Source organism: Zunongwangia pacifica, from assembly GCF_023499215.1.
Taxonomy (GTDB): domain Bacteria; phylum Bacteroidota; class Bacteroidia; order Flavobacteriales; family Flavobacteriaceae; genus Zunongwangia; species Zunongwangia pacifica.
The window spans coordinates 1-21,179 of record NZ_JAKHSK010000049.1 but is presented as its reverse complement, the minus strand read 5'-3'; the positions used below and the strand labels follow the sequence as shown (position 1 = coordinate 21,179).

Genomic DNA, 21,179 nt, shown 5'->3' with positions numbered 1-21,179 from the left:
AGGCTTTGTAATAATAGAGTAGTGTATCCATCTTTTCAATGGTACTATCATGTCTGTTTATTTGTTTGGCGATATGATCCGTAAACAGGTTCATATAGGCCTTGCTGTTAAAGTTTAAATAAATTAGGAATTCATCCAAAGCGGAGTACGCTTCTACTTCTTCTTTATTATATTCAAGTCCTCCAAGTCCTTGAACAAGTGTTTTTTTATAAAAAATATCACGAAACGTCACTTCATAATGAAGATGTGTGCTATTTATAAAATGATATAATCTTTTAAGAATGATATCAAATGCGGGATGTGTTTTAAGCTTCAGACTGGCATTTGATTTAAGCTTATCTAATTTTTTTTTTAGCTCTTTTTTGGTAACGGAGAGATACATCTCTGGAACCCTTTCGTCCAGGATAAGATTTGTAGAAAAGCGGGTTTCAATAAAAGATAGCAACTCATCTATATTGGAGAGCAGCACTTTAAAGACTTTTTTTAAAATAAGCTTTCGAGAGGTGTCTTCTTTTTGATTTTCGAGTGTCTGGTCAAGTAGGGCAATAAGTGATGAATGATACTGTTTGATCAGTAAAGCAATTTCTTCCTCTTTCGTAGTGGAAAATACGTGGGTTTTAATAAGTTTTTGAAGACGTAGATTTTCTTCAGGAATACGATTAATAATATTATTAAATTGCTCATTAGTTATAGCCCTCACTTTTGTCTTGGTAGGATTGAGTGTGACTGTGATTAATAAATCAAGCCACTCTAGCGGATATGATTGTACTATATTTTTCATCTTTATTTTAGATTTAGTGAGGGCTGATTGCATAAAAAATTAATCGCTATTGAAAAATTTAGTTTTTACTTATGATGTTCACTACATGTAGACACCATTTCGGTATTTTTTGAAAACAAATAATGCCTTTGTTGTGCTATTTTCAATAGGGCTTTGTAACGGGTAAATATTAAAAAATATACTTCAAAGGGGGAGGTCTCAATCTTTTCTAAGCCAGTCCAGGGCTTCAAGGCTAAAGTTATCATCTGCCTGAATATAGGCTACTTTTGGGATTAATTTTGCTCCTAATTTTCTTTTTTCGAAACTCGCGCTAAATCCTAAATCGACTTTGGTACAATTAAGCTCGTTAGCTCGTTTAATAGTTTGATATAGTAGTTGTCGATAGGTGTTAAATTTCTTGTTTTGATCATAATCCATGCCTACTAAGCTAGGAATATACGTACGTCCCGAATGGGTGCAAAACATCACACCAATCGCTTTTTTTGAGGGCTCAACCTCTGCATTCAATGTGAGGACTAAAAATTCCCAATTTTGATGTTTCCCCATTTCTATAAATAACTTTTTTGGAAACATAAAGGTGTTAATCCCTAAGTTATGGCGCCAAACCTGTTGGAACAATCCATAGAATTGATCAATTTCAGAAGGGGATGGATCTTTTATTATCGATAGGGTAAAATAGTTTTCAAAAGCTTTAATCTCTTTTCTAAAATGCTTTCTGGATCGTTTACTAAGTGTATTCAAATACTCCTCTTCACTCTTCCAATGGAGATTGGTAAGTTCACAAGCATCGGGCATAGCTATGGCAATAAAACCTTGCTCATGGAGGAAAGTGTTCAAAGTATTAGTTTTTTCAAAATCCCTTAACATAATAAGTTTAGCATCAACTTTGGTTTTTATTTTCTCAATTTTCTCGAGAAATAATCGTGTGGCTTGAAGATGGTTTGGATGAGCATCGTTTAAGAATAAATGAGCTCCCTCTGAAAAAACAGAACCCAGGGATAGCGCCACATCGGTCATATAATAGGGATCTTCTATCCGCAATTCTTCGATGGCTTTTGAGGTATTAACCTCGGAAAGCATGTCATTTTTTAAGAGTGCACTGGTAAGTGGGGCTGCCAAAATCATCTTGGCGTCTTGATCCTTTATCGTGATATAGTGAAATCCCCAGTTATGCTCTTGTAATTGATTGTTGGTAAAGACCTTTTCCAAAAATGCAAGGCCTTCCCAGTCAAACGTACCTTTTCCGCAAAAACAGCTATCCCATTCCGTTTTATTTATCTGTTGAATACTTTCGCTATATTCCAGTTGTAATTCTTCAACCGGTGTAGCTACAGTATGAGGTTCTTTAGGTTGCTGCATTCCAAATGATTTGTGAATCTTGCTTAGGCCAGTATGGGTTTCTGCCATTGCCATAGGAAAATAATGGGTCATCGCATCGACCAATGCCTTGATATCCTTCAATTTGTTATGCCTGGAAATCGTTATCCTAACCCCGGTATTCTTAACAGGAACAGCCGGAAACAATCCAAGGTTTACAAAAAATCCGGCATCGATCATTTTCTTTATAAAATTATATCCGGTGGCAGGTCGTCCGGTGCCAATGTAAAATACCGGGGAGCTATTTTTATGTACCAGCGGCAAATCTGTTAACGCCACTAAATGATTGAAGTAATTGATTTTTTGTTCCAATTCTGATTGCAACGCATAGATCTCGGGAGACATATGAATATTGGCCGAAGCAATTGCGGCAGCCACAGAGGCTGGTTCCAGCTGGGCAGAAAATGTAAGCGGCCCTCCAAAATTTTTAATCTTTTGATGTAATTTCTTATCAGGACAAACTAGTACTGCTCCACTGGCTCCAAAAGTTTTACTCAGTGTACCAAACAGTAGTATATTTTTGGGAAGCTCTTTTAATACCGACATCACATATCCCGTACCGTGTGGTCCTATCCAGCTCATTCCGTGGACATCATCAATATAGAGATGTAACTGAGAATATTTTTTCGATAACTCCATCAAATCTTGTAAAGGGGAAAAATCCCCGTACATAGAATACACCCCATCTGCCATATACCAAATTTTCCTGGCTTTATTTCGTAATGCTTTGATAGCATGTTCCAGCATCTCTAAATTACTATGTCTAATCATTCGTACCGTTATTCCTTTTGACTTTAATACCTCGGTCGCACTTTGAACACTCCAATGCACCTGGTGGTCCAGTATCACAGCATCGCCGTACCGAACAGCAGTCGGAATTACGGCTAAATGCCCCAGGGTACTATTTTTTGTGATAAGTATGGGGTGTCCATACATTTCGAAAATCTTTTCTTCTAGCGGTGCATAGAGCGGATGTGAAATATATGTTTTGGATAAGGGAAATTGGGTGCCATACTTTTCAATAGCCTCTTTCGCGGCATTTTTTAACCGTCTATCTTGTTCAAGACCCAGGTAACCTGTTGTTCCGAAATGATATGAAGGTTTTCCATTAATAGTTATATGCCTTCCATTTAACGCATCGCCCGTTGCCCGTAAATGGATGACCCTGGCATTGGTAGCATTAGTGATGACTTCATCAACGGTATCTAGGAAATTATTGTGTTTAACCTTCGCCATAACTTTTTCATGTAAAAATTTTCTTTTTTAAGCTATGATAAATATTGATCATAATCCTGACCGTTATAATAAAAAGGCTTTTCGGAATAGTTATTCGGCTTTTCGTTCAAATACCATTAAAATCTATGAGAGTAGCTTTCTTTTACTTTATAATGCCTGGATACCAGGCTATTGAGATATATTGATTTTTTATTTATATTAGTGATATTCAAATTTTTACGGGATGATGGTGGATGGTACATACGCAAAAATGTGGATTTCCCATGGAATTTTCTATTTTGTCTATAAAGAGATATATGAGATTGATGGGTCTATGGCTAAGACGATTGTAAGTGAACGCTTACAACTTCAAAACGAGAATTCCTATCCTATATTTTGCGATTTACGAGGCGTGACCACAGCACAAAAGCAAGCCAGGGATTATTTGGCCATTGAAGGTGGCAATTTGACTAAAGCCCTCGCTCTGCTGGTAGAAGATGAGCTTGCCATGAAGGTTGCCCGCCTCTATGTAAAAGCAAGCGAACCGCCTTATCCTACCCGGATATTTACTGATAGGGACAAGGCACTTTCGTTTCTACAGGACTATATAAAGTAACCCATACTAAAAACTATAATTATGAAAAAACAAATGAGTAAGGAGGATAAAATGAGATTCGATTCGTTATGCAATCAAATTATCGAGATTGCCTGTGGTAATTTTATGTTTCGACAAGATTCCCCCGGGCGTAGTGATCCTTTTGATACTATTTCATTATTATTGAACATGATGTCTGAGGAGATCGAGGATTCCTGTTTTAACCCCCAGCAGTTGATGGAACATCCCGAATTATATTTTGTGATTTTTTTGGATAAAGAGTATCACATAAGCTCGTATACTTCCGAAACCCCTCAAATACTGCAATGGGATAAAGAATACCGGGGCAGGCCGGTATCAGAAATTCTTTCAAATATTTCGGTTAACATGTTAAAAGAGGAACTGCGTTTAAACGGGGATAAAAACTATCAGCGATTACTCTTCCTAGATTTTGTAATTAAAAATAATAAATTCTATAGAACTTCTTGCACTGTACAGAAAATGATAGGCGTTGATTCGGATATTTCTTATGTAATTAATGTTTTTCGTTTCAAAAATAAAGAAAGGGAAGATGGGGAAAAAAGGGCTACTGCCCGCTCATCGAAGTCAGAAAAAAAAGAAAGTACCGCAACAAAATCCCTGGTTAAGCAAGTACGTCTATATATTCTTCGAAATCTTCATAAGGAACTCCCTTCCCTTAAAGAATTGGGACTTATTCATCGTACCAATAAAACGAAGCTCAAAGAAGAATTTAAGAAGATGTATGGGACCACAATACCCAGGTTTCATATGCAAAAGAGGCTGGAAAAAGGCGCACTATTAATCCGTACTACAGAAATACCGATTTCTATCATTAGCCAAAAATGCGGTTTTAAAGATCATTCTCATTTTTCCAGGAAGTTTAGGCTTCAATTCGGAGAGACTCCTTCGCAATACAGAATAGAAAATTCCTTGTCATCATCATAACAGAATAGCTTTTAGGCTTTAGCGACCATTTTATTTGAGGTTATTTGATGAAATTTACTATTGTAAATGATCGTAGCCTTTAATAGGAACTACTTTCGACTTCCAGTGATGTCCTGGAAATTTACACCAAAGAAGAATGACAAATCTTTTTGCGCAGAAAGTAGGAGAAGCCGAAAATCCTTCAAAGAGTAGGTATATATTAAAACTTAATACCATGAAAAAGTTATTTTTAATTCCAGCAATGGCACTTCTTGTTGTTTTAGGCATGTCCTTTACAACACTTGTAAGTGAAAACGATCCAGAACCAAATGTACAAGCTCAAGACTATGTTCTAGTAAATGGTAATTGGCAGGCCATCCCAGAGCAAGCATGTACGGGAGGCGATGCAACCTGTCAAGTTCAATTTGGACAGGACGGTCCCGTTTATGATTTATACGATGAAATGGATCTGAACTCACTAAAGCAAGACAGTGAAGGAGGTCCAATTATAATTCAACCTTAGTATACGTTGGAATGGAGATAAAGCACATTGGCAAAGACTGCCAATGTGCTTTTTTTAATGCCTATTTGTAAGGCTCTAGTACACCGTTTCTTTTGGTAGGATAAGAAATGTTTGCTGATATGCTGTAATAAGGTAATTCTGAATAGCTTCATTGACTTCCTTCAGGGATATGAAATTCTTTAAAAGCGAGGGATATTGCAATATCCAATCCTCTGGGTTTTCTTTATTTTTAATGGCATTTTTAAGGTAATCTGGCCAGAAATTGAAATAGCCAAAACTATTGATGTCGCGTTGATATTCGTTTAGTTTTAAATTTATTGTAGCATCCAACCAGCCCTGATCGACCCCGGTTTTCTGGAATTTCATAACCTCCTCTTCGGCATAATCAAGCATACGTTGTTCATTGCCCAATTCACTATCAAAATTGATGAAAAATGTGTATATCCCTTTTTTCTTATCCAGCCAGTATCCACTAGCCCGTGGACTATACGATCCTATTCGTAATCTTTTATTGATCTGTTCATTAAAACCCGAATTAATGATATCTAATATCACCTGTGATTTGCTATCGACCGGAGTCTTGATCTTTACGGGATAATAGACTTCTGCAAAAGCCTGATTTAATCTTTCAAGTCTGATGGTATCGTTTCGTTTTCTTAAACTGAACGCTTTTGAAACAGGCGGTAGATCATCTTCTTTTTTGGATACAGGCAAGGCTGCAAAATACTTCTGTACTTTTTTAAGCAGTAAGTCAGTAGTAAAGTCTCCGCTTATAATAAAGGTGTAATTCTTAAAATCGGAAAAGTGTTTTTTATATTCACTAAGTAAAAGTTCTCTGCTTATGGTATCTAAAATTTCTTTGTCAACAGATGGGGCATCCGGATACCAGATTTTTTTAATTTTCCCTCGAAAAAAATCCGATCCTCCCCTGATGGCAAGTAAAGCTTTTTCTTTTTCCTTCCAGGAAGTAAAGGCAGCCGTATCCTTATCAGGTTCCTCTATTTTTAGAAAAAATAATTTAAAAAAATCTTCCAAATTTTTCTCCTTAAATGTTCCTTCGATAACAAAGTCGTTTTCATCCGTTCCAAAATGGAGTTTTAAATGATGCGCTTCTAAATAGTGAGCCACCTGAAATTTATTAAAACCTCCGGTTCCAGAGTAAGAAGCATAAGAATGTGCTAATATTTTCGATCGTATATTTTTATTGTTATGGCCGGTAACCAGTGGTTTAAAACCCAAAATTTCTATTTGGTTTTTAAATACCTCTGATCTTGGTTTGGAAGGCTTTAACCATAGCTCAATTCCATTAGTTAACTTAACCCGGGTAACCCCTATTAGGTTTGTGGATGCATCACCTTTAGTATTACTGCCACCACTAAATTTTAAAATACTATCGGATAGTTCCATGTTAAGGAGGGGAGGATTGAAAGCGATAGGGGTATTAGCAACCTCTTCAAATAGGTCTATCATTTTCTTTGTACCCGGTAGACTATTTTTAGGGATATTAATGAAAATAAAGTCTTTATTTTCAAGTAGGCTGGCCTTCTTATCGGCAAATTCCTGTACCTCGTTTACTTTTATAGTGGATAAAAGATCATAAAGTTCTGTTTGTGTTTTCGTAGAAGGCACGGCAGATCCTTGAGTAAAATTGTCAAGGTAAGCCTCGGCAAGGTTTACATTGTTGTTGTAAGCCATGCTAAATTCTGATTTTAGGGTTTTCCTGGCTTCATGTACTTCATGATCTGTTATCCCTGAAAATAATGATTTATATGCCGTTAAGGCGGCATGAATCTTTTTATCAATAGCTGTGGGATGATCATCTAAATTTACCTCCATAGCCGACACTACTACCTGTTCTTTAAAACCATTAGAAGTAGTATGCCGGTTTATATAATTAGAAAAAGGAGGATCATACTGTTTCTGAAATTTTTGAGACCGCTTTTCAGCTATATAATTAACCATTTTTTGCAAAAACATATGATAAAAATCTCTTTTTGAAATTTTATTATAATCGTGATTTTTCTCCTTTATAAACATCGTTAACCTTCTCCCGGGATCAATACTGTCTTTAAATGTTACATATTGATTATTTCCTTTAAGCTCAATTGCGAATCTTTTTATAATATCTTCATCATCTTTCTGGTTTTTTGGATTGTTTAAATCCGAAAAATTTTTCTCAATCAAGATTTGAATACTGTCAAGATTTATATCCCCAACGATAATCGCAGCTTGCCTATCAGGCCTATACCAATCTTTATAGAATTTCTTTAATGGGCCCATGTTGAAATGTTTAAGTTTTTTTACCAATCTTTCCTTGGAGTATATTGGAAATTCAACATTTTGTAATAGTATTTCTCCATACTTCTTATTCAGCCATTGCTGATAAGGATTCTTAGTTCTCATTTCCCCCAGAACGGCACCCCGTTGAACAGCTACCTGAGATTGATCAAACTTTATTTCTGCTGCCCAGGATTTTAGTGCATTTAATCCTAATGCTATTTTTTCATTATTAGCATCGGGGATAACGATCTGGTATTTCGTAACAACTTGTCCTGTTTGGGCTCGAGGGATCATCCCTTGATACTTTACCCTGGCATGAAAATCAGTTGGATTCTTATTAAATAGCGCTACATGTTCCAGAAGATGGGCATATCCTTCCTGGGATCGCGTCTCGAAAAAGGAACCTGCTTTGACGGCAAGCTTCATATAGACTTCCTTTTTAGGCTCTTGGGTTTTCTTTATATAATACGTAAAGCCATTATCCAGGGTTCCATACCGCACACTGTTGTCTAATGGAATGGGATCATTAGTTACCTGAGGGGGGAAGGATTGAGCAGCCAACCCCCAGGTATGAAGTTTGAGGATTAGGATCATCGCGATAGATATACATTTTTTAATAGCCATCATTCTGGGTTAAATTTGGATTTTTAATAAGCTCCTGGGTGGGAATGGGATATAAGAGATCACCGGAATCCCATAATGGGTCTGACCCGAAAACAGACTGCGCTCTTTTGCTTCTTTTAAGATCGAGCCAACGATGTCCCCACTCGGTAAAAAGCTCTTTTTGTCGTTGGATAAATAGTTCATCCAGTAGCATTGTTTCTGATTGTGCTTCAAAGGGGAGCAAGTCTGCCCGTTCACGGATGACGTTTAAATCATTTTGTGCTTCAGACAATTTTCCTTGATATACTCTTGCTTCGGCCCTTATTAAATATTGCTCTGCTAATCGTAACACCATTGAATATTCTATAATTGGAAAATCGGAACTGGTGCGTATTTTATATTTATGGGCGAAATACGCGTTTAGGGATTCGTTATATCCAATCCAGTTTGCAAGACGTTTATCTTCTTCCTGAAATGTATTTACAAGCCCTTCTCGCAGTTGTATACTGGCAAAAAAGGAAAAGACAGGATCGATAACAAAAATGTTTCCGTCATTGGTATTAGTGGCTATCCCACCGCCTCCAATGGGCGAAATTTGCCAGATGGCCTCACGACTATTCGCTAGAAATACGGTATTTAAACTATCCAGTATTTGATAAGTGGAAGATTCGTTTATAACTTCAGTACTAAGCATTTCAGCCATTTGCCATTCTTCATTATATAAATAGACCCTTGCCAACAGCGCCGTTGCGGCAAATTTATTTGCAGTGATTCTTTCTCCGGTGCGGTAAGAGGGATTTAAAACTTCAGAAGAAAATTCAAGATCATCAATAATCTGTTGATACACTATTTCGACACTTGATTTTTCAGCAAGGGCATTACGCTCATAGTTTGTGGTAAGGATTAAGGGAACTGATCCATAAAGGTTCACCAAATTAAAATAAGTAAAAGCCCTCACAAAGCGAGCTTCTCCTTCCAATTGAATGGCCAGGTCGGGAGCTATTTTCTCTGAATTGTACAGTCCTTCCAGGCATGCATTGGTCATATAAATGATATTATAGGCACTGGACCATAATTCCAGATTATAGGAGTTTTCGGGATTAATTTGGTGTTCCTGAAACTCCATCCTGTCCAGATTGGAAGTATTAATGTTTTGGATATTATCTGACGATAAACCTGATACTACCGAAATGCTATTCCAGGAGCCGTTTGAGAAAGCCGACAGGTACAATTGGTTGTAAATACCTGTTAAGGCACTAATAGCGGTTTGCTCACTATCAAAGACCTGGCTTCGTACCAGTTTATTGGTAGGAACATCTATAGATACCAAATCCTCACAGCCAAAATGTAACACTACAGTTAGCGCAAGGAGTATTTTTACGATTGTTCGATTAGATTTCATATACTGGATTTTAAAATTTTAATTGTAATCCTCCTGAGATGGTACGAAGATTACTAATAGATGATCCGCCTACCGGAGATTCCGGGTCTAAGCCTTTATAAGAGGTAAGCGTGATAAGGTTTTGAGCATTGAGAAATAACTGGCACTGTTGAAGCCCTAGTTTTCCGGCTATTTTTTCCAGGTTGTAAGAAGCGGCCAGGGTTTTTAAGCGAAGGAATGAACCATCCTGGTTAAAGACCGAACTATTTAGCGCATTGCTGTATGCCACGCTACCCTGATAAGAAGTAGTGGGAATTTGCAAGTTAGGCTCACTTAGATAAAAAGCTAGTATATTACTTGTGCGGCCGGCATTAAGATATGATAGTCTACCAGGTTGTTTTACAAACTCCCAAAGGAATTGAAGATGAAAATTTTTATAGGTAATAGCATTGCTAATGCCTCCAAAGAATTCGCGGTTACGATCTTGAATATTTATTCTGTCTTGTATATCTAGCCTTCCGTCTTCATTAACATCTTGAAAAGTGTATAAACCGGTTTCCGGGTCTACTCCCGTATAATTGTAGTTTAAAACAATGTTAAGCGGATACCCTACTTTATATACATTGGCATAGGAAGATTGTTCTATCTCTGGATAACTAATAAGCTCATTTTTTTGTCTGCTAAGGTTAAAAGAGGTTGTCCAACTAAAATTGTTATGACGAATATTGTAGGTGGTAAACTCTACTTCAATCCCCCTGTTCTCGACAGTAGCAGGAAGGTTTGCCTGTACCGTCTGAAATCCTGTGATGGCGGGCAGGGGATAGCCTACCAATTGATTGGAAGAACGATTGCGGTACCAGCTGAAACTAAAATTTATCCGATCATTTAAAAGGCCCAGTTCCATGCCGGCTTCTAATTTCTTGTTCACCTCCCAGGAATAGTCTGGATTGGCAAGGGAGGTGGGGTATAATCCCCCGGGGCCCCTGGTCGCTTCATAAGCATCCAAATAGCCATAATCACCAATCTGGTCATTTCCTGTACTTCCGTAACTTCCCCGTAGTTTTCCGAAGGATAAAAAGGGAAGCTGATTTTCGATAAATTGCTCTTCGGTAAAAATCCAGGCTACCCCTACAGCACCAAAATTAGAAAACCTGTTGTTGGGGCCAAAACGGCTGGAACCATCCCTTCTTGCGGTTAGATTTACATAGTATTTTTGATCCCAGTTAAAACCAAACCGGGAGAACAAAGCGGCATAGCGGTATTGGGTACTTGCGCTTTGAGCATTGATGATCATTTCAGCTGCGGCCAGATTCCCTATAAGGGATTCTGTGGCATAGCCCGTTCCCTGCAAGCTCTCGCGAGAAGAGTTTTCTGCCTGTAATGTTGCTCCCAGTATAAAATCACCTTCCAAATGTCCAAACTTGGAGTGATAAAGAATTTGCGGCTCCACTATCCAGGAGGTCCTACTGGTGTTTAAGTGGGCAGACCTGTTTTGGGGATTCTCTGCCGGGTTATAGGATCTTCCCGGTAATTTTCTTAATTCGTCTGTGGTATAATTGGTGTACCCCAAACTGGTTTTTAACTGTAGCCCTTGTAAAATCTCATAAGAAAGATAGGTATTGGCTATAAAACTACGGGTTTGTGTATTGCTATCATTAAAATAGCCCTCTAACGGGTTGGGAATGCCGGCAGCACTCCAATCTTCCCAGTGTAATGATCCGTCCGGGTTAAATACGGTGGGGGCATTAGGGGGTAACAAAAAAACAGAAGGCCCTAAATTTAAGTTGCCGGCCAGTTCATTATGATCAATTCCATAATTTATGGAAGTTCCCAAATTGAACTTTCGATCTTCCGAATAATGATTTAAGCTAAGATTCCCGGTAATTTTATGATAATTATAATCTGCCGGATAAATAGTTCCTTGCCGAAGATAAGAGCCTCCTAACCTATAGGAGGTATTTTCACTGCCACCTGTAAAGGAAAGGTTGGCATTGGTCGTTTGTGCTTGACCGCCAAATACAAAATCCTGCCAGTCGGTATAGCGATCCTGGTCCCAGAGCAGTAAATCATAAGCATTATTTGCTGTGGGTTCTATCCCGTCACTTTCAAAAGCTTGCTTTCTTAGTTGTAAATACTGCGGAGTAGTTAGTAAATCTAATCTTCGTGGTACGGTAGAGATCGCGGTATAGATTCTGGCTTCTAGAGCGGTACCAGTATTGTTTCCCGATTTGGTGGTTATAAGTACCACCCCATTGGCACCCCGGGAACCGTATATTGCTGTAGCATCGGCATCCTTTAAAACTTCGATGCTTTTTATATTTGAAGGATTTAGATTATTTAAAGGATCGATACCTGACGAACTTAATAAGGAGTTGCTTTCAGTAGGGATGGAACTTATAGGCACGCCATCGATGATATACAAAGGATAATTTCCTTCTTCCCGAAGGCTGTTTGTTCCCCTGATTCTTATGGTTGCAGCCGCCCCGGGGTTTGCGCCGCCCAAAGTAACCTCTACCCCAGCCATTCTGCCCTGCAAGGCTTGTAGCGGACTAATGACCGGCTGGTTTTCTATTTCCTCGGTCGTGACTCTCGCAATATTTCCCGTGCTTTCCCTTCGGGTAGTATTATAATAGCCGGCATTGATTTGAACTTCACCCAGGGCGGCGATATCTTCTTCCAGTTGGATGTTGATTACCTCTCGCCCGTCTATGGGGACTTCCCGGGTTTTATAACCGATATATGAAAAAAACAAAGTAGCGTTTGCGGGAGCGGTCATATGATATTCACCGTCTAAATTGGTGACCACACCCCGTTTGGTATCTTTTAAAATAATGCTCACGCCCGGAATGGGAAGGCCATTTTGATCTGTCACCGTCCCGGTAATTTGTTGTTGTTGCAAGAGCAGGGGAGTAGGGTTTGCGGCATGTGCAGCTTTGGGCAGACACAAGAGTATCCCGCCTATAATTATTAGCGCCACCAATATATGGCGCGAGTAATTATTTTTCATAATTTTACGTGTGATTTAAATGAAACCATGTTTTATTTAAGCTTAAGCCTTCCCCGTCCAGACGCCAATCTCGCGGGAAGGTTCTTTTAGCTGTTGCCATAAAAGACTAATTCTTACATTTTAAATTGAGTGTTTGTTAAGTTTATATTCTTATAATTGTTGATTTTAAAAGTTAATATTTGTTTTCTTTCATACCTGTGATGGCAGACCTGGAAAGTTTTTCTAAAAATTAGCGGCTAACTGTTTACTTTTAGCGCCACTAATTACCAGCCACGATTTGCGTTTCACTTTTAAGACTTCCTAACTCAATCTTTAAAAACCGGCCCAGCTTGCCTGTAATAGCAAATATTGGATTTGCACGACAAAGAAAAACGTCCTATTTTTAGCATTGCGAGTACTAGAAAAATATGGAGGTCTATACCCTCATGGCTATACCCATGTGGTTTGCACAGGTACCAGACCGGTAACACCGGGCAAAAGGCAGGGCTTTTTGACACCGGCTACGCCCAAATTATTCTAGTGGACGCTTGATGTTTTTTGAAATAGGTTGTAACGATTGGGGCTGTGGTTTACTGTTATGAAAGGAGAAAAAATACTTATGCCGCAATATGCCGCAAAAGTGTTTAGCAGGATATGTGGTTCTCGTTTTCATAAAAATCATTTATGGTTAACGAGTCTCTGTTACAAATACAAAAGGCTGGGGCTATTCCCTGTCTTTGTCCAGGCACTAGCACTAGCCCCAAACCCGACATTCGATAGACACCCAGCCCAAAGAGTTGTGCAAAAGTACACAATATCTTTAGACATGGGTTTTTAATCTACCGCCTCGGATTTGAGTATGAATGTGCTAGTTTCGGACTCAGAGGCTCTTAAAAACTCATGCTCACCAAATTAGGTGATCATTTTTTATTTTTCATTCCAACTCTCAGTTGGTTGAGAATCAAATATAAAATAATATTTAAAAACAGCAAAAATATTTGCTGTTAATTTTTGATTTAAAAATAACAAATTGAATAACAATATATTAAGTACAGATTTTTTCCTTAAGTTTATTTTTAAATTAATTTCGAAGGAATATTCCGGAAAGTCTAAAAAGAAATTAGAAAATGTTATTGAAGATATAGTTGGGACAAGAAACCTTGTTTTAGCCGAATCTTTTTATAATGTTACGCAACTACTAAATATAAATATTGATGTTGTGTGTGATAAACTCTTTAAAGATTATAAATTCAAAAGGCTCCATTTAATATCTGAATCTGATAATAAGTTAAAGAATTTTTTGTCACCCTTCGTAAAAGGCTCAAAAGATATTGCCCTTGCTGCAAATATTGAAAATACCAGATTTAGCAGATTGTTAAAAGGTGAATTTGTTCATCTATACCCTAGTGAAGTATATGGTATTTCTAAGTCACTTGATATCAAACCAAGCCAACTTTTTAATTATTTGTATGGTGACGGAGAGCGACCGAAGATAGAAATATGATCACAGAATACTGTCCAACCTTCAGCTTACGAAATGATGCAATTTTTAAAAGTAAATATTAAAAATTTGAAAGATAGAAGTCGTTAACTAATCATGTTTGGAGTTTAAAGCAGTATTAAAAAAACATCAACTCATATTTTTGTTTATTGTGATCAAAATTTAAATAATCTAATGATTGCATTTTATGTTATCGATTGAACTTAGATAATAATGATTTAAATATTAAGATCAGTATACTTATCCATAATTTCACCGGTCACAAAACTTTTAAGACCAATGATTTTATTTTCCCTATTATTATATTCTATTTCCACAAAAAATTTGAAAAGTGCGTAAACGGCAAAACGGGAATTCCCCGCTATTATCATATCCAAGAAATCCCCCTGGGTAAATAATAAATCGTATTGCTCATGATCTGATAATAGTTTATATTGGTAAAGTGTCAAAGCCTTCATAATCAAAAATCTATTAAAAGTAAAAGTAATGAAGCATGTTAATATCTGTTGCTATTAGCAAGATTTTCTAGCATTAATCCAAATCTAGGATTGTAATGATTTGGTTATAATAAGCTATTTGCGCATATATTCCTGCCATTGTACAATCAGATATTTATTTTTACCTGATTTTTTTAGGTCTAGAAAACCATAATCATAAACAAAAAAGTATACATCCCCTCTGGAATTTTTCCAATAATGAGTGAAAAAACCGGGATTAAAACCGTCGTTTAGGAGTGCTGATTTCCTTACCGTAGTATACCTGGAATTACTACATTAGACTGGACATAGAGTTGAATGAATATTATTGCAAGTTGTTAACTTAGCAATTATGAGACGTAAAGCCAAACATTACACCTTAGAGTTTAAGCAAAAAGCAGTAGAATTAAGTTATGCCAAAGGCAGTGTAGCACAGGTTTGTGAAGACTTAGATATATTACCTGCTGTTCTTTACCGCTGGCGTAAAGAGCAAAAGAATTATGGTAAAAATAGTTTTCCCGGCCGGGGTAATCCTAAAATGACCGATGAACAAAAAGAGATAGCTCGTTTAAAGAAACAGCTTAAAGAAGCCGAATTAGAACGTGATATCTTAAAAAAGGCGATTGGCATCTTCTCCGCGAGCGACAAGAAAAATACAGGTTCATAAAACAGCATCGTATGAAATTTCCTGTTGAGAAGATGTGCACTATGTTAGCAGTAAGTAAAAGTGGTTATTACCACTGGTTGAAATCTGGTCCCAGCAACCTCTGGAAAGAAAATCAGAAGCTCTCTTCTCTAATCAAAGATATATTTGAAGATAGCCACCAGAGCTATGGAGCTCCTAGAATAAAAGCTGAATTGAAAGCCCTAGGCTTTAAGGTATCAAAGCCACGAGTAGCCCGTATAATGAAGGCAAACTATTTATACGCCAAGAGGAAGCGTAAGTTTAGAGCCACCACTGATAGTAACCATAAATATCCCACAGCACCAAACTTGTTGAATCAATGCTTCAGTGTGGCCAGAGCTAATCAAGTATGGGTAAGCGATATTACCTATGTTCAGACCAATCAGGGTTGGAGTTACTTAACAGTGATCATCGATCTATTCAATAGAAAAGTTATAGGATGGGCTTTAAGTGATACCCTAAATACCGAAGATACTGTTATAAAAGCTTGGCAGATGGCTATTAAAAATACCACACTCACCCAACCTGTTATATTCCATTCAGACCAAGGTATTCAATATGCCAGCCAAAGATTTACCAGCCTACTTAGGAGTTATAACGGCCTGGTAAAACAATCTATGAGTCGAAAAGGAAATTGCTGGGACAATGCCGTAGCGGAATCCTTTTTTAAATCTCTGAAAGTAGAATGGGTATATTGGCATAAATATAAGCTTAGATCACAGGCAGAGTTGTCTATCTTTCAGTGGATAGAAACCTGGTACAATACCAGAAGAAGACATTCATATTTAGGCAACAGAACCATTAAAGAATTTGAATTAGATATGTATAACCAAAAACTAGCAGCATAGTCACTCAACTTAAAGTCCAGTTTTTTGTTGCAAGTCCATAGTTTAGAAACAATTTTAAAAAGACATCTTTTAAATAATGGTAAAGATTTCAATTATTCCGATTCACCAGATCGCGCTGGAATAGAAGTTTATTTTGAAGAAAAAACTAAGTCGGAAGAAATTGAAGATTTCTTAATCAATCTGTCAGAAAGATTCAATCAACTAAATAAGAAAAATGCGGATACTTTATACTTGAAAATTTATTTCAGAAATAGACCATTGAGAATGATTCCAGTGCCTCCTCCTAAACAAAATTAGAGAACAAAAACTTGCAACAACAACGATTAATCGCAAATAGCGGCATTTAGATAAAAATGTGTAATTTTAGAAACCAAGCAAGAAAAGGTTAAGCCGACAAATCCGCATCACTTACTCCGCTACTTGCGATAATCGAGACCGTTACCCAAAATACCTCCGAACCAACTCGTGCTCAGGAATTGATTAAATTATCGGATAATATAAACATCCAAAATCGATAAAATCAACCACAATTTTCACGAAACTTAACCGATAAAAATCCGTGGAAAACTTTAAAGGTTCGCTACAAAAAGAAAATCAGGACGGAAAAACCCAACCCTGAAACAAACCGTACTTAAAAGAAAATGAAATTCGATTAAATTGAACTGAATTTTCAAGAAAGTTGACTGAAAAAAGAAGGTTCAATTAAAACTTGTTGAAAAGATTAAGAACAAGAACTCCAAAGAAAATTAGGACCAAGCACAGCGGAAAAAGAAAGACAGAATCCGATGAAATTGACCGGATTTTCAAGAAACCGAAAAACTAAATATAAAGCTTGAGGAAAACTTTAAATATTTGAGCTAAAAGAAAAATAGAACCAATCACGGCGGAAATACAACGTTGAATAAATTTGCACCCGGATAAAAATAGTGAAGATTAAAAAAACCGATCCCTTCTTTTCACTATTTCGATCTGGTAAAAACCTAAAAATAAACCTGGAACACAGGTTCAATATTTGACAAATTTGACCAAAATTTTAAACGGACAAAATAGCAGAACGTGCCAAGCAAAACGTGTCGGTACATTGGGTAACAATGGTTATAATCCATTGCGGCGGAATTTCCTAGCGGAAATCCCACGGATATTTGCTAAATTAGTGCCAAAGCGGAAAGAATCCTGCGGATTTTCCCGCAACGGAATTATAACCAAAACCGTTACCACACATTTGCTAACATAATTTCGAAAAAAATGAACAAATTCGAAAAAGCAAGAGAAAAATTCAAACCAAAAGAAATAAAATATCTTCTAATAGCAGAAACTCCTCCTAAATCAGATTCTGACAGATTCTTTTATTTTAAAAATGTTGAGAAACAGGACAGTCTTTTTCTTGAAACAATGAAAGTTCTGTATCCAAGAGAAACGGAATTACTTAAAGCTAAAGAAATCAGAAGAAAAAAAAGTGAATTTCTGAAAAAATTCAAAAATGACGGATTTTATCTTATCGATTCTCTCGACCAACCATTTGAGAAAAAATACAACACCACTCAAAAGATAAAATTGATTAAAAATGGACAAAAGGTATTAGAAGAAAAAATCCAAAGTCTTTTATCCGATAAAACCAAAGTTATACTTATAGCTGTATCAGTATTTAAAGCAAATTTTCAGTTTTTAAAAAATCTAGATATACCAGTAATAAACGAAGAAGCAATTGATTTCCCCGGTTCTGGCGGACAAAAAAAATTTAAGGAAAAATTGAATAGAATTTTAAAATAATGGAAAGAATAGAATTATTAACAAAAGCTATCGACAAAGCTCTTTTAGAAAAAGACAAGAACTATTTAACGTTAGGACAGGCCAATAAACTTCTTTATAATAGGGGGCATATTACAGAAGCTGAGAAGAAAAATAAATACTTAAAAAAATTGCTTGAGAATGGAGAAATTAAAAACGCCAAGCAAACAGAAGAAAGTCCAAAACAATGGCGTATTTTCTTATCTGACAAAAACCTTCAACGAAGAAAAGATTCTACTAAAAAAACTTCAAAGACTCAACAAAGACAAGTAAATTTAAATCAAACAGAACAAAATAATAATAGTTGGAAATGGATTGTTGGAGGAATAATAGCATTAATTTTTGTTATAAGTCAATTTTCTGGAGATAATAATGGAACGGGAGATGCAGATCCTATTTTAGCATACAACTATGCTAAGGATTTTATTAAAGATAGATTAAAATCACCTTCAACAGCAGAGTTTCCTGGAACTTTTGAAAAGAAAAATCACGTAAGAGATTTAGGAAACGGACAATATCAGATAAACTCTTGGGTTGATAGCCAAAATAGTTTTGGTGCAACAATCCGTAGTAGATGGTCTTGTAGAATAATCTTTAGTAATGGAAAAGTACAGGCTGAGAAAATAATAATCGAATAAAAAACGTGTGGTAACACCGTATAACAACAATTGCGGCTTTCTGTCCTGCGGACACAACCGCGCAAGCATAAAAGTCGGTAATTTTAGCTATCTTAGTTTCAAACCAATCCGCAACTGATTGTTATACAAGACCGTCAGACTGTCTCAAAACCTAAGAATTTCGTATTTTTAGGATATGGAATACCAACAAGGACAAGACCGCGAACAGCTTAGTCTTTACGCAACCTGTTTGGATGATATGATTCCCCAGGATAATAGCGTACGACTCATTGATCAATTTGTCAACTTGCTCGATTTATCACAGATGGGCTTTCAAACCATAGCCACTCAAGGGAGGCCGCCCTATGATCCCGCAGATTTGCTCAAACTCTTTATCTATGGCTATATGAACCAGATGCGATCTTCCCGAAGATTGGAGAAAGAGGCTTATCGTAACATTGAAGTGATCTGGCTGATTAAAAACTTAAAACCCGATCACAATACCATTGCCCGGTTTAGAAAAGAAAACCCAAAAGCCATCCGAAAGGTGTTCCGGCAAAGTGTGGCCATCGCCCGTAACTTCAACCTGATCGGGGGAACCCTTATTGCCGGGGATTCTACCAAGCTAAGGGCGCAAAACAGCAAAAAAAATAACTACAACAAAAAGAAAATACAGCGGCACTTAGAGTACATCGATAAAAAGCTCGAAGAGCATAACCAAGAACTGGCCAAGGCTGATGGAGACCGGAAAAAAACCAAAGAAATTAAAGAGCAAATTAAAGGACGCAAACAGCAACAGACCAAATACCGGGCAATACAAAAACAATTAGACAAGGATGCTTCTTCTGAAAACCCACAACGATCGACCTCTGATCCTGATAGCAGACATCAAATTGTAAGGGGAACCGTTACCGAGGTCTGCTACACCGCGCAAACTACCGTAGATGCCAAACATAAGTTACTGATCGATTATAAACTCACCAATCAGAATGATAAAAAAGCAATGGGCTTCATGCTCAGAAGGGCCAAGTCTATTTTACGATCAAATTCCTTTACTGCACTCTATGATAAAGGCTATCATACCGGGAGCGAGTTCCATATTGCCGATAGTCTAGGTATCGATACCCTGGTGGCCATTCCGGCCATTGGACGTAAAAGTCAGGCGCCAGATCCTAAATACAATGCTGAAAACTTCATTTATAATCCTGATGATGACGCCTATACTTGCCCCCAGGGAAATACTTTATACAGCAATGGCTCCTGGTACAAAGCCCGAAATTATACGTTTAAACAATACAAGACCAAGGCCTGTAAGGAATGCCCGGTACGCAGCAAGTGTACCACGGCCAAAGCTAACGGTAAGATTATACAGCGCACCCAATTTACCAAGAACATCCAAGGCAACGCCAAGCGGGTCGAACAAAGCGGAGAGCTCTATAAACAGAGGCAGGCGCTGGTCGAGCATCCCTATGGCACTATGAAGCGGCAATGGGGCTTTGATCATATCATGACCAAAAGGGGCATCAAGGCAGCTTCTGCAGATTTTGGACTCATCGCATTGGCCTATAATTTAAGAAGATTGTTCAATAGTAAAATCGGCTTACAGCATCTCATCGTAGCCCTGTTTTTAGCCTTCAATAAGTATATAAAAGCTTCTATAAGAATGAATAAAGCTTTTATCGAATGCACAACAAAAAATACTGATCATAGTATAAATTTTGTTTTCAATACTAATTTCAACTATTTTTAAAACCAAAGCAGGTAGTTTTGAGACAAACTGCCGTTGCCAGTAATTTTGACCGAAATCCTTAATCTTACAATAATGTTAATAAAAACAAATAATAATGAGAATGAAACTAACTAATTTTTTTAAAGTCGACCCAGCAGTTGGGCTCTCGAAATTTCGTATTTCCTTATTGAGATTTTATTATGTGCTTATGATTTTAGTGTTAGGGATCGATGTATGGACTGCAATATTTAATCATATGGATTTATGGGAACCAATGACAGCAGTTGGCTATAGTTTATGGGCAACATTTGCTGTTTTATCAATAATTGGTTTGATGCATCCCGTTAAAATGATTCCGATAATTCTGTTAAATATCACTTACAAAATTATTTGGCTCTCCATTGTAGCTTATCCATTATGGAATTTAAACCAACTCGAAGGTTCCGATGCTGAAGGACTTACAAAATCTAATTTTATAGGCTTTATTATAGATATAATTATCATTCCGTGGGTTTATGTATTTAAAAACTATATTCTGGTATCAAAGAAAAATAATATGTGATGTCATTAAAAGCGGTTAATATGAAATAAAATTTCTATAATTTCATCTTTGATTCCTCAACCAGACAATCCAAGCAAAATTAAGACTCTAAAAAACTACTGGCAATAACTAAGCGTTCGTGTGGCCGGAACGGCCTAACATGAACGCACTGTTGACTAAACCGGTTCTTTGCCGGTTAGCCATATATGGGGATTAGTCTATTTTTAGGAGGTAGTATTTGTCGGATAGTAAATCTTGTCTCTATGCAAGATATCGGCTTTTGGTTATTGACCTAAAGTGCAACTGCT

15 protein-coding genes and 1 pseudogene are annotated in these 21,179 nt (G+C 37.1%); 10 read left to right on the top strand and 6 right to left on the bottom strand.

Features of this window, described 5'->3' with window-relative positions; translation table 11 throughout:
* Both L1967_RS20445 and L1967_RS20440 read right to left on the bottom strand, forming a co-directional pair.
* Window positions 1–781: pseudogene (locus tag L1967_RS20445) on the bottom strand (hypothetical protein); the annotation flags it as partial.
* A 198-nt stretch (window positions 782–979) separates the two neighbouring features.
* Complete coding sequence (locus L1967_RS20440) at window positions 980–3,394, bottom strand: bifunctional aminotransferase class I/II-fold pyridoxal phosphate-dependent enzyme/GNAT family N-acetyltransferase (protein WP_249603360.1); 2,415 nt, start codon at window positions 3,392–3,394, stop codon at window positions 980–982.
* A gap of 223 nt (window positions 3,395–3,617) precedes the next feature.
* On the opposite strand from L1967_RS20440, the gene L1967_RS20435 reads away from it, so the two are divergent.
* From L1967_RS20435 to L1967_RS20425, 3 genes are all read left to right on the top strand, one after another.
* Window positions 3,618–3,989, top strand: a complete 372-nt coding sequence (locus L1967_RS20435; protein WP_249603359.1) for a DUF7793 family protein — start codon at window positions 3,618–3,620, stop codon at window positions 3,987–3,989.
* A 21-nt stretch (window positions 3,990–4,010) separates the two neighbouring features.
* Window positions 4,011–4,934 carry a helix-turn-helix transcriptional regulator gene (locus L1967_RS20430; protein WP_249603358.1) on the top strand — a complete coding sequence of 308 codons (924 nt, stop codon included), beginning with the start codon at window positions 4,011–4,013 and terminating at the stop codon, window positions 4,932–4,934.
* A gap of 136 nt (window positions 4,935–5,070) precedes the next feature.
* On the top strand, window positions 5,071–5,436 hold the full coding sequence (locus tag L1967_RS20425) for a DUF6520 family protein (protein ID WP_249603357.1): 366 nt from the start codon (window positions 5,071–5,073) through the stop codon (window positions 5,434–5,436).
* 75 nt (window positions 5,437–5,511) lie between these two features.
* Here L1967_RS20425 and L1967_RS20420 read toward each other — a convergent pair whose 3' ends face one another.
* Genes L1967_RS20420 through L1967_RS20410 form a run of 3 tightly spaced genes read right to left on the bottom strand, consistent with a single transcriptional unit; the run spans window position 5,512 to window position 12,707 of the window.
* Window positions 5,512–8,343, bottom strand: a complete 2,832-nt coding sequence (locus L1967_RS20420; protein WP_249603356.1) for a M16 family metallopeptidase — start codon at window positions 8,341–8,343, stop codon at window positions 5,512–5,514.
* Window positions 8,330–9,721: a RagB/SusD family nutrient uptake outer membrane protein gene (locus L1967_RS20415; protein WP_041579021.1), complete on the bottom strand. Its 1,392-nt coding sequence runs from the start codon at window positions 9,719–9,721 to the stop codon at window positions 8,330–8,332. The genes L1967_RS20420 and L1967_RS20415 overlap by 14 nt, the downstream gene beginning before the upstream one ends.
* A 10-nt stretch (window positions 9,722–9,731) precedes the next feature.
* Window positions 9,732–12,707 carry a SusC/RagA family TonB-linked outer membrane protein gene (locus tag L1967_RS20410; protein WP_249603355.1) on the bottom strand — a complete coding sequence of 992 codons (2,976 nt, stop codon included), beginning with the start codon at window positions 12,705–12,707 and terminating at the stop codon, window positions 9,732–9,734.
* A 1,009-nt stretch (window positions 12,708–13,716) separates the two neighbouring features.
* On the opposite strand from L1967_RS20410, the gene L1967_RS20405 reads away from it, so the two are divergent.
* Window positions 13,717–14,190 (top strand): hypothetical protein, encoded by a 474-nt coding sequence (locus L1967_RS20405; RefSeq protein ID WP_249603354.1) that lies wholly within the window; start codon window positions 13,717–13,719, stop codon window positions 14,188–14,190.
* Window positions 14,191–14,405: 215 nt separating this feature from the next.
* On the opposite strand, the gene L1967_RS20400 is transcribed toward L1967_RS20405, so the two are convergent.
* A complete protein-coding gene (locus tag L1967_RS20400; protein WP_223091549.1) occupies window positions 14,406–14,645 on the bottom strand; it encodes a hypothetical protein in 240 nt (79 codons plus the stop codon).
* 346 nt (window positions 14,646–14,991) lie between these two features.
* On the opposite strand from L1967_RS20400, the gene L1967_RS20395 reads away from it, so the two are divergent.
* The 6 genes from L1967_RS20395 to L1967_RS20370 all read left to right on the top strand — a co-directional run bounded on the left by L1967_RS20395 (window position 14,992) and on the right by L1967_RS20370 (window position 20,892).
* Window positions 14,992–16,196 (top strand): IS3 family transposase gene (locus tag L1967_RS20395; RefSeq protein ID WP_249603353.1). Its coding sequence is split into 2 segments (ribosomal slippage): window positions 14,992–15,271 and window positions 15,271–16,196, totalling 1,206 coding nucleotides; the frame shifts between segments, so codons are not numbered across the junction.
* 24 nt (window positions 16,197–16,220) lie between these two features.
* The gene (locus L1967_RS20390; protein WP_249603352.1) at window positions 16,221–16,493 is read left to right on the top strand and encodes a hypothetical protein; all 273 of its coding nucleotides are present in this window, start codon (window positions 16,221–16,223) and stop codon (window positions 16,491–16,493) included.
* Window positions 16,494–17,441: 948 nt separating this feature from the next.
* Window positions 17,442–17,966, top strand: coding sequence for a hypothetical protein (locus L1967_RS20385; RefSeq protein WP_249603351.1), 525 nt, complete (start codon window positions 17,442–17,444; stop codon window positions 17,964–17,966).
* Complete coding sequence (locus L1967_RS20380) at window positions 17,966–18,622, top strand: hypothetical protein (protein WP_249603350.1); 657 nt, start codon at window positions 17,966–17,968, stop codon at window positions 18,620–18,622. The genes L1967_RS20385 and L1967_RS20380 overlap by 1 nt, the downstream gene beginning before the upstream one ends.
* Before the next feature lie 175 nt (window positions 18,623–18,797).
* A complete protein-coding gene (locus L1967_RS20375) occupies window positions 18,798–20,351 on the top strand; it encodes an IS1182 family transposase (RefSeq protein ID WP_249603349.1) in 1,554 nt (517 codons plus the stop codon).
* Window positions 20,352–20,445: 94 nt separating this feature from the next.
* Entirely contained in the window at window positions 20,446–20,892 is a 447-nt protein-coding gene (locus L1967_RS20370) for a hypothetical protein (RefSeq protein WP_249603348.1), read from the top strand.
* Window positions 20,893–21,179: the final 287 nt, after the last annotated feature.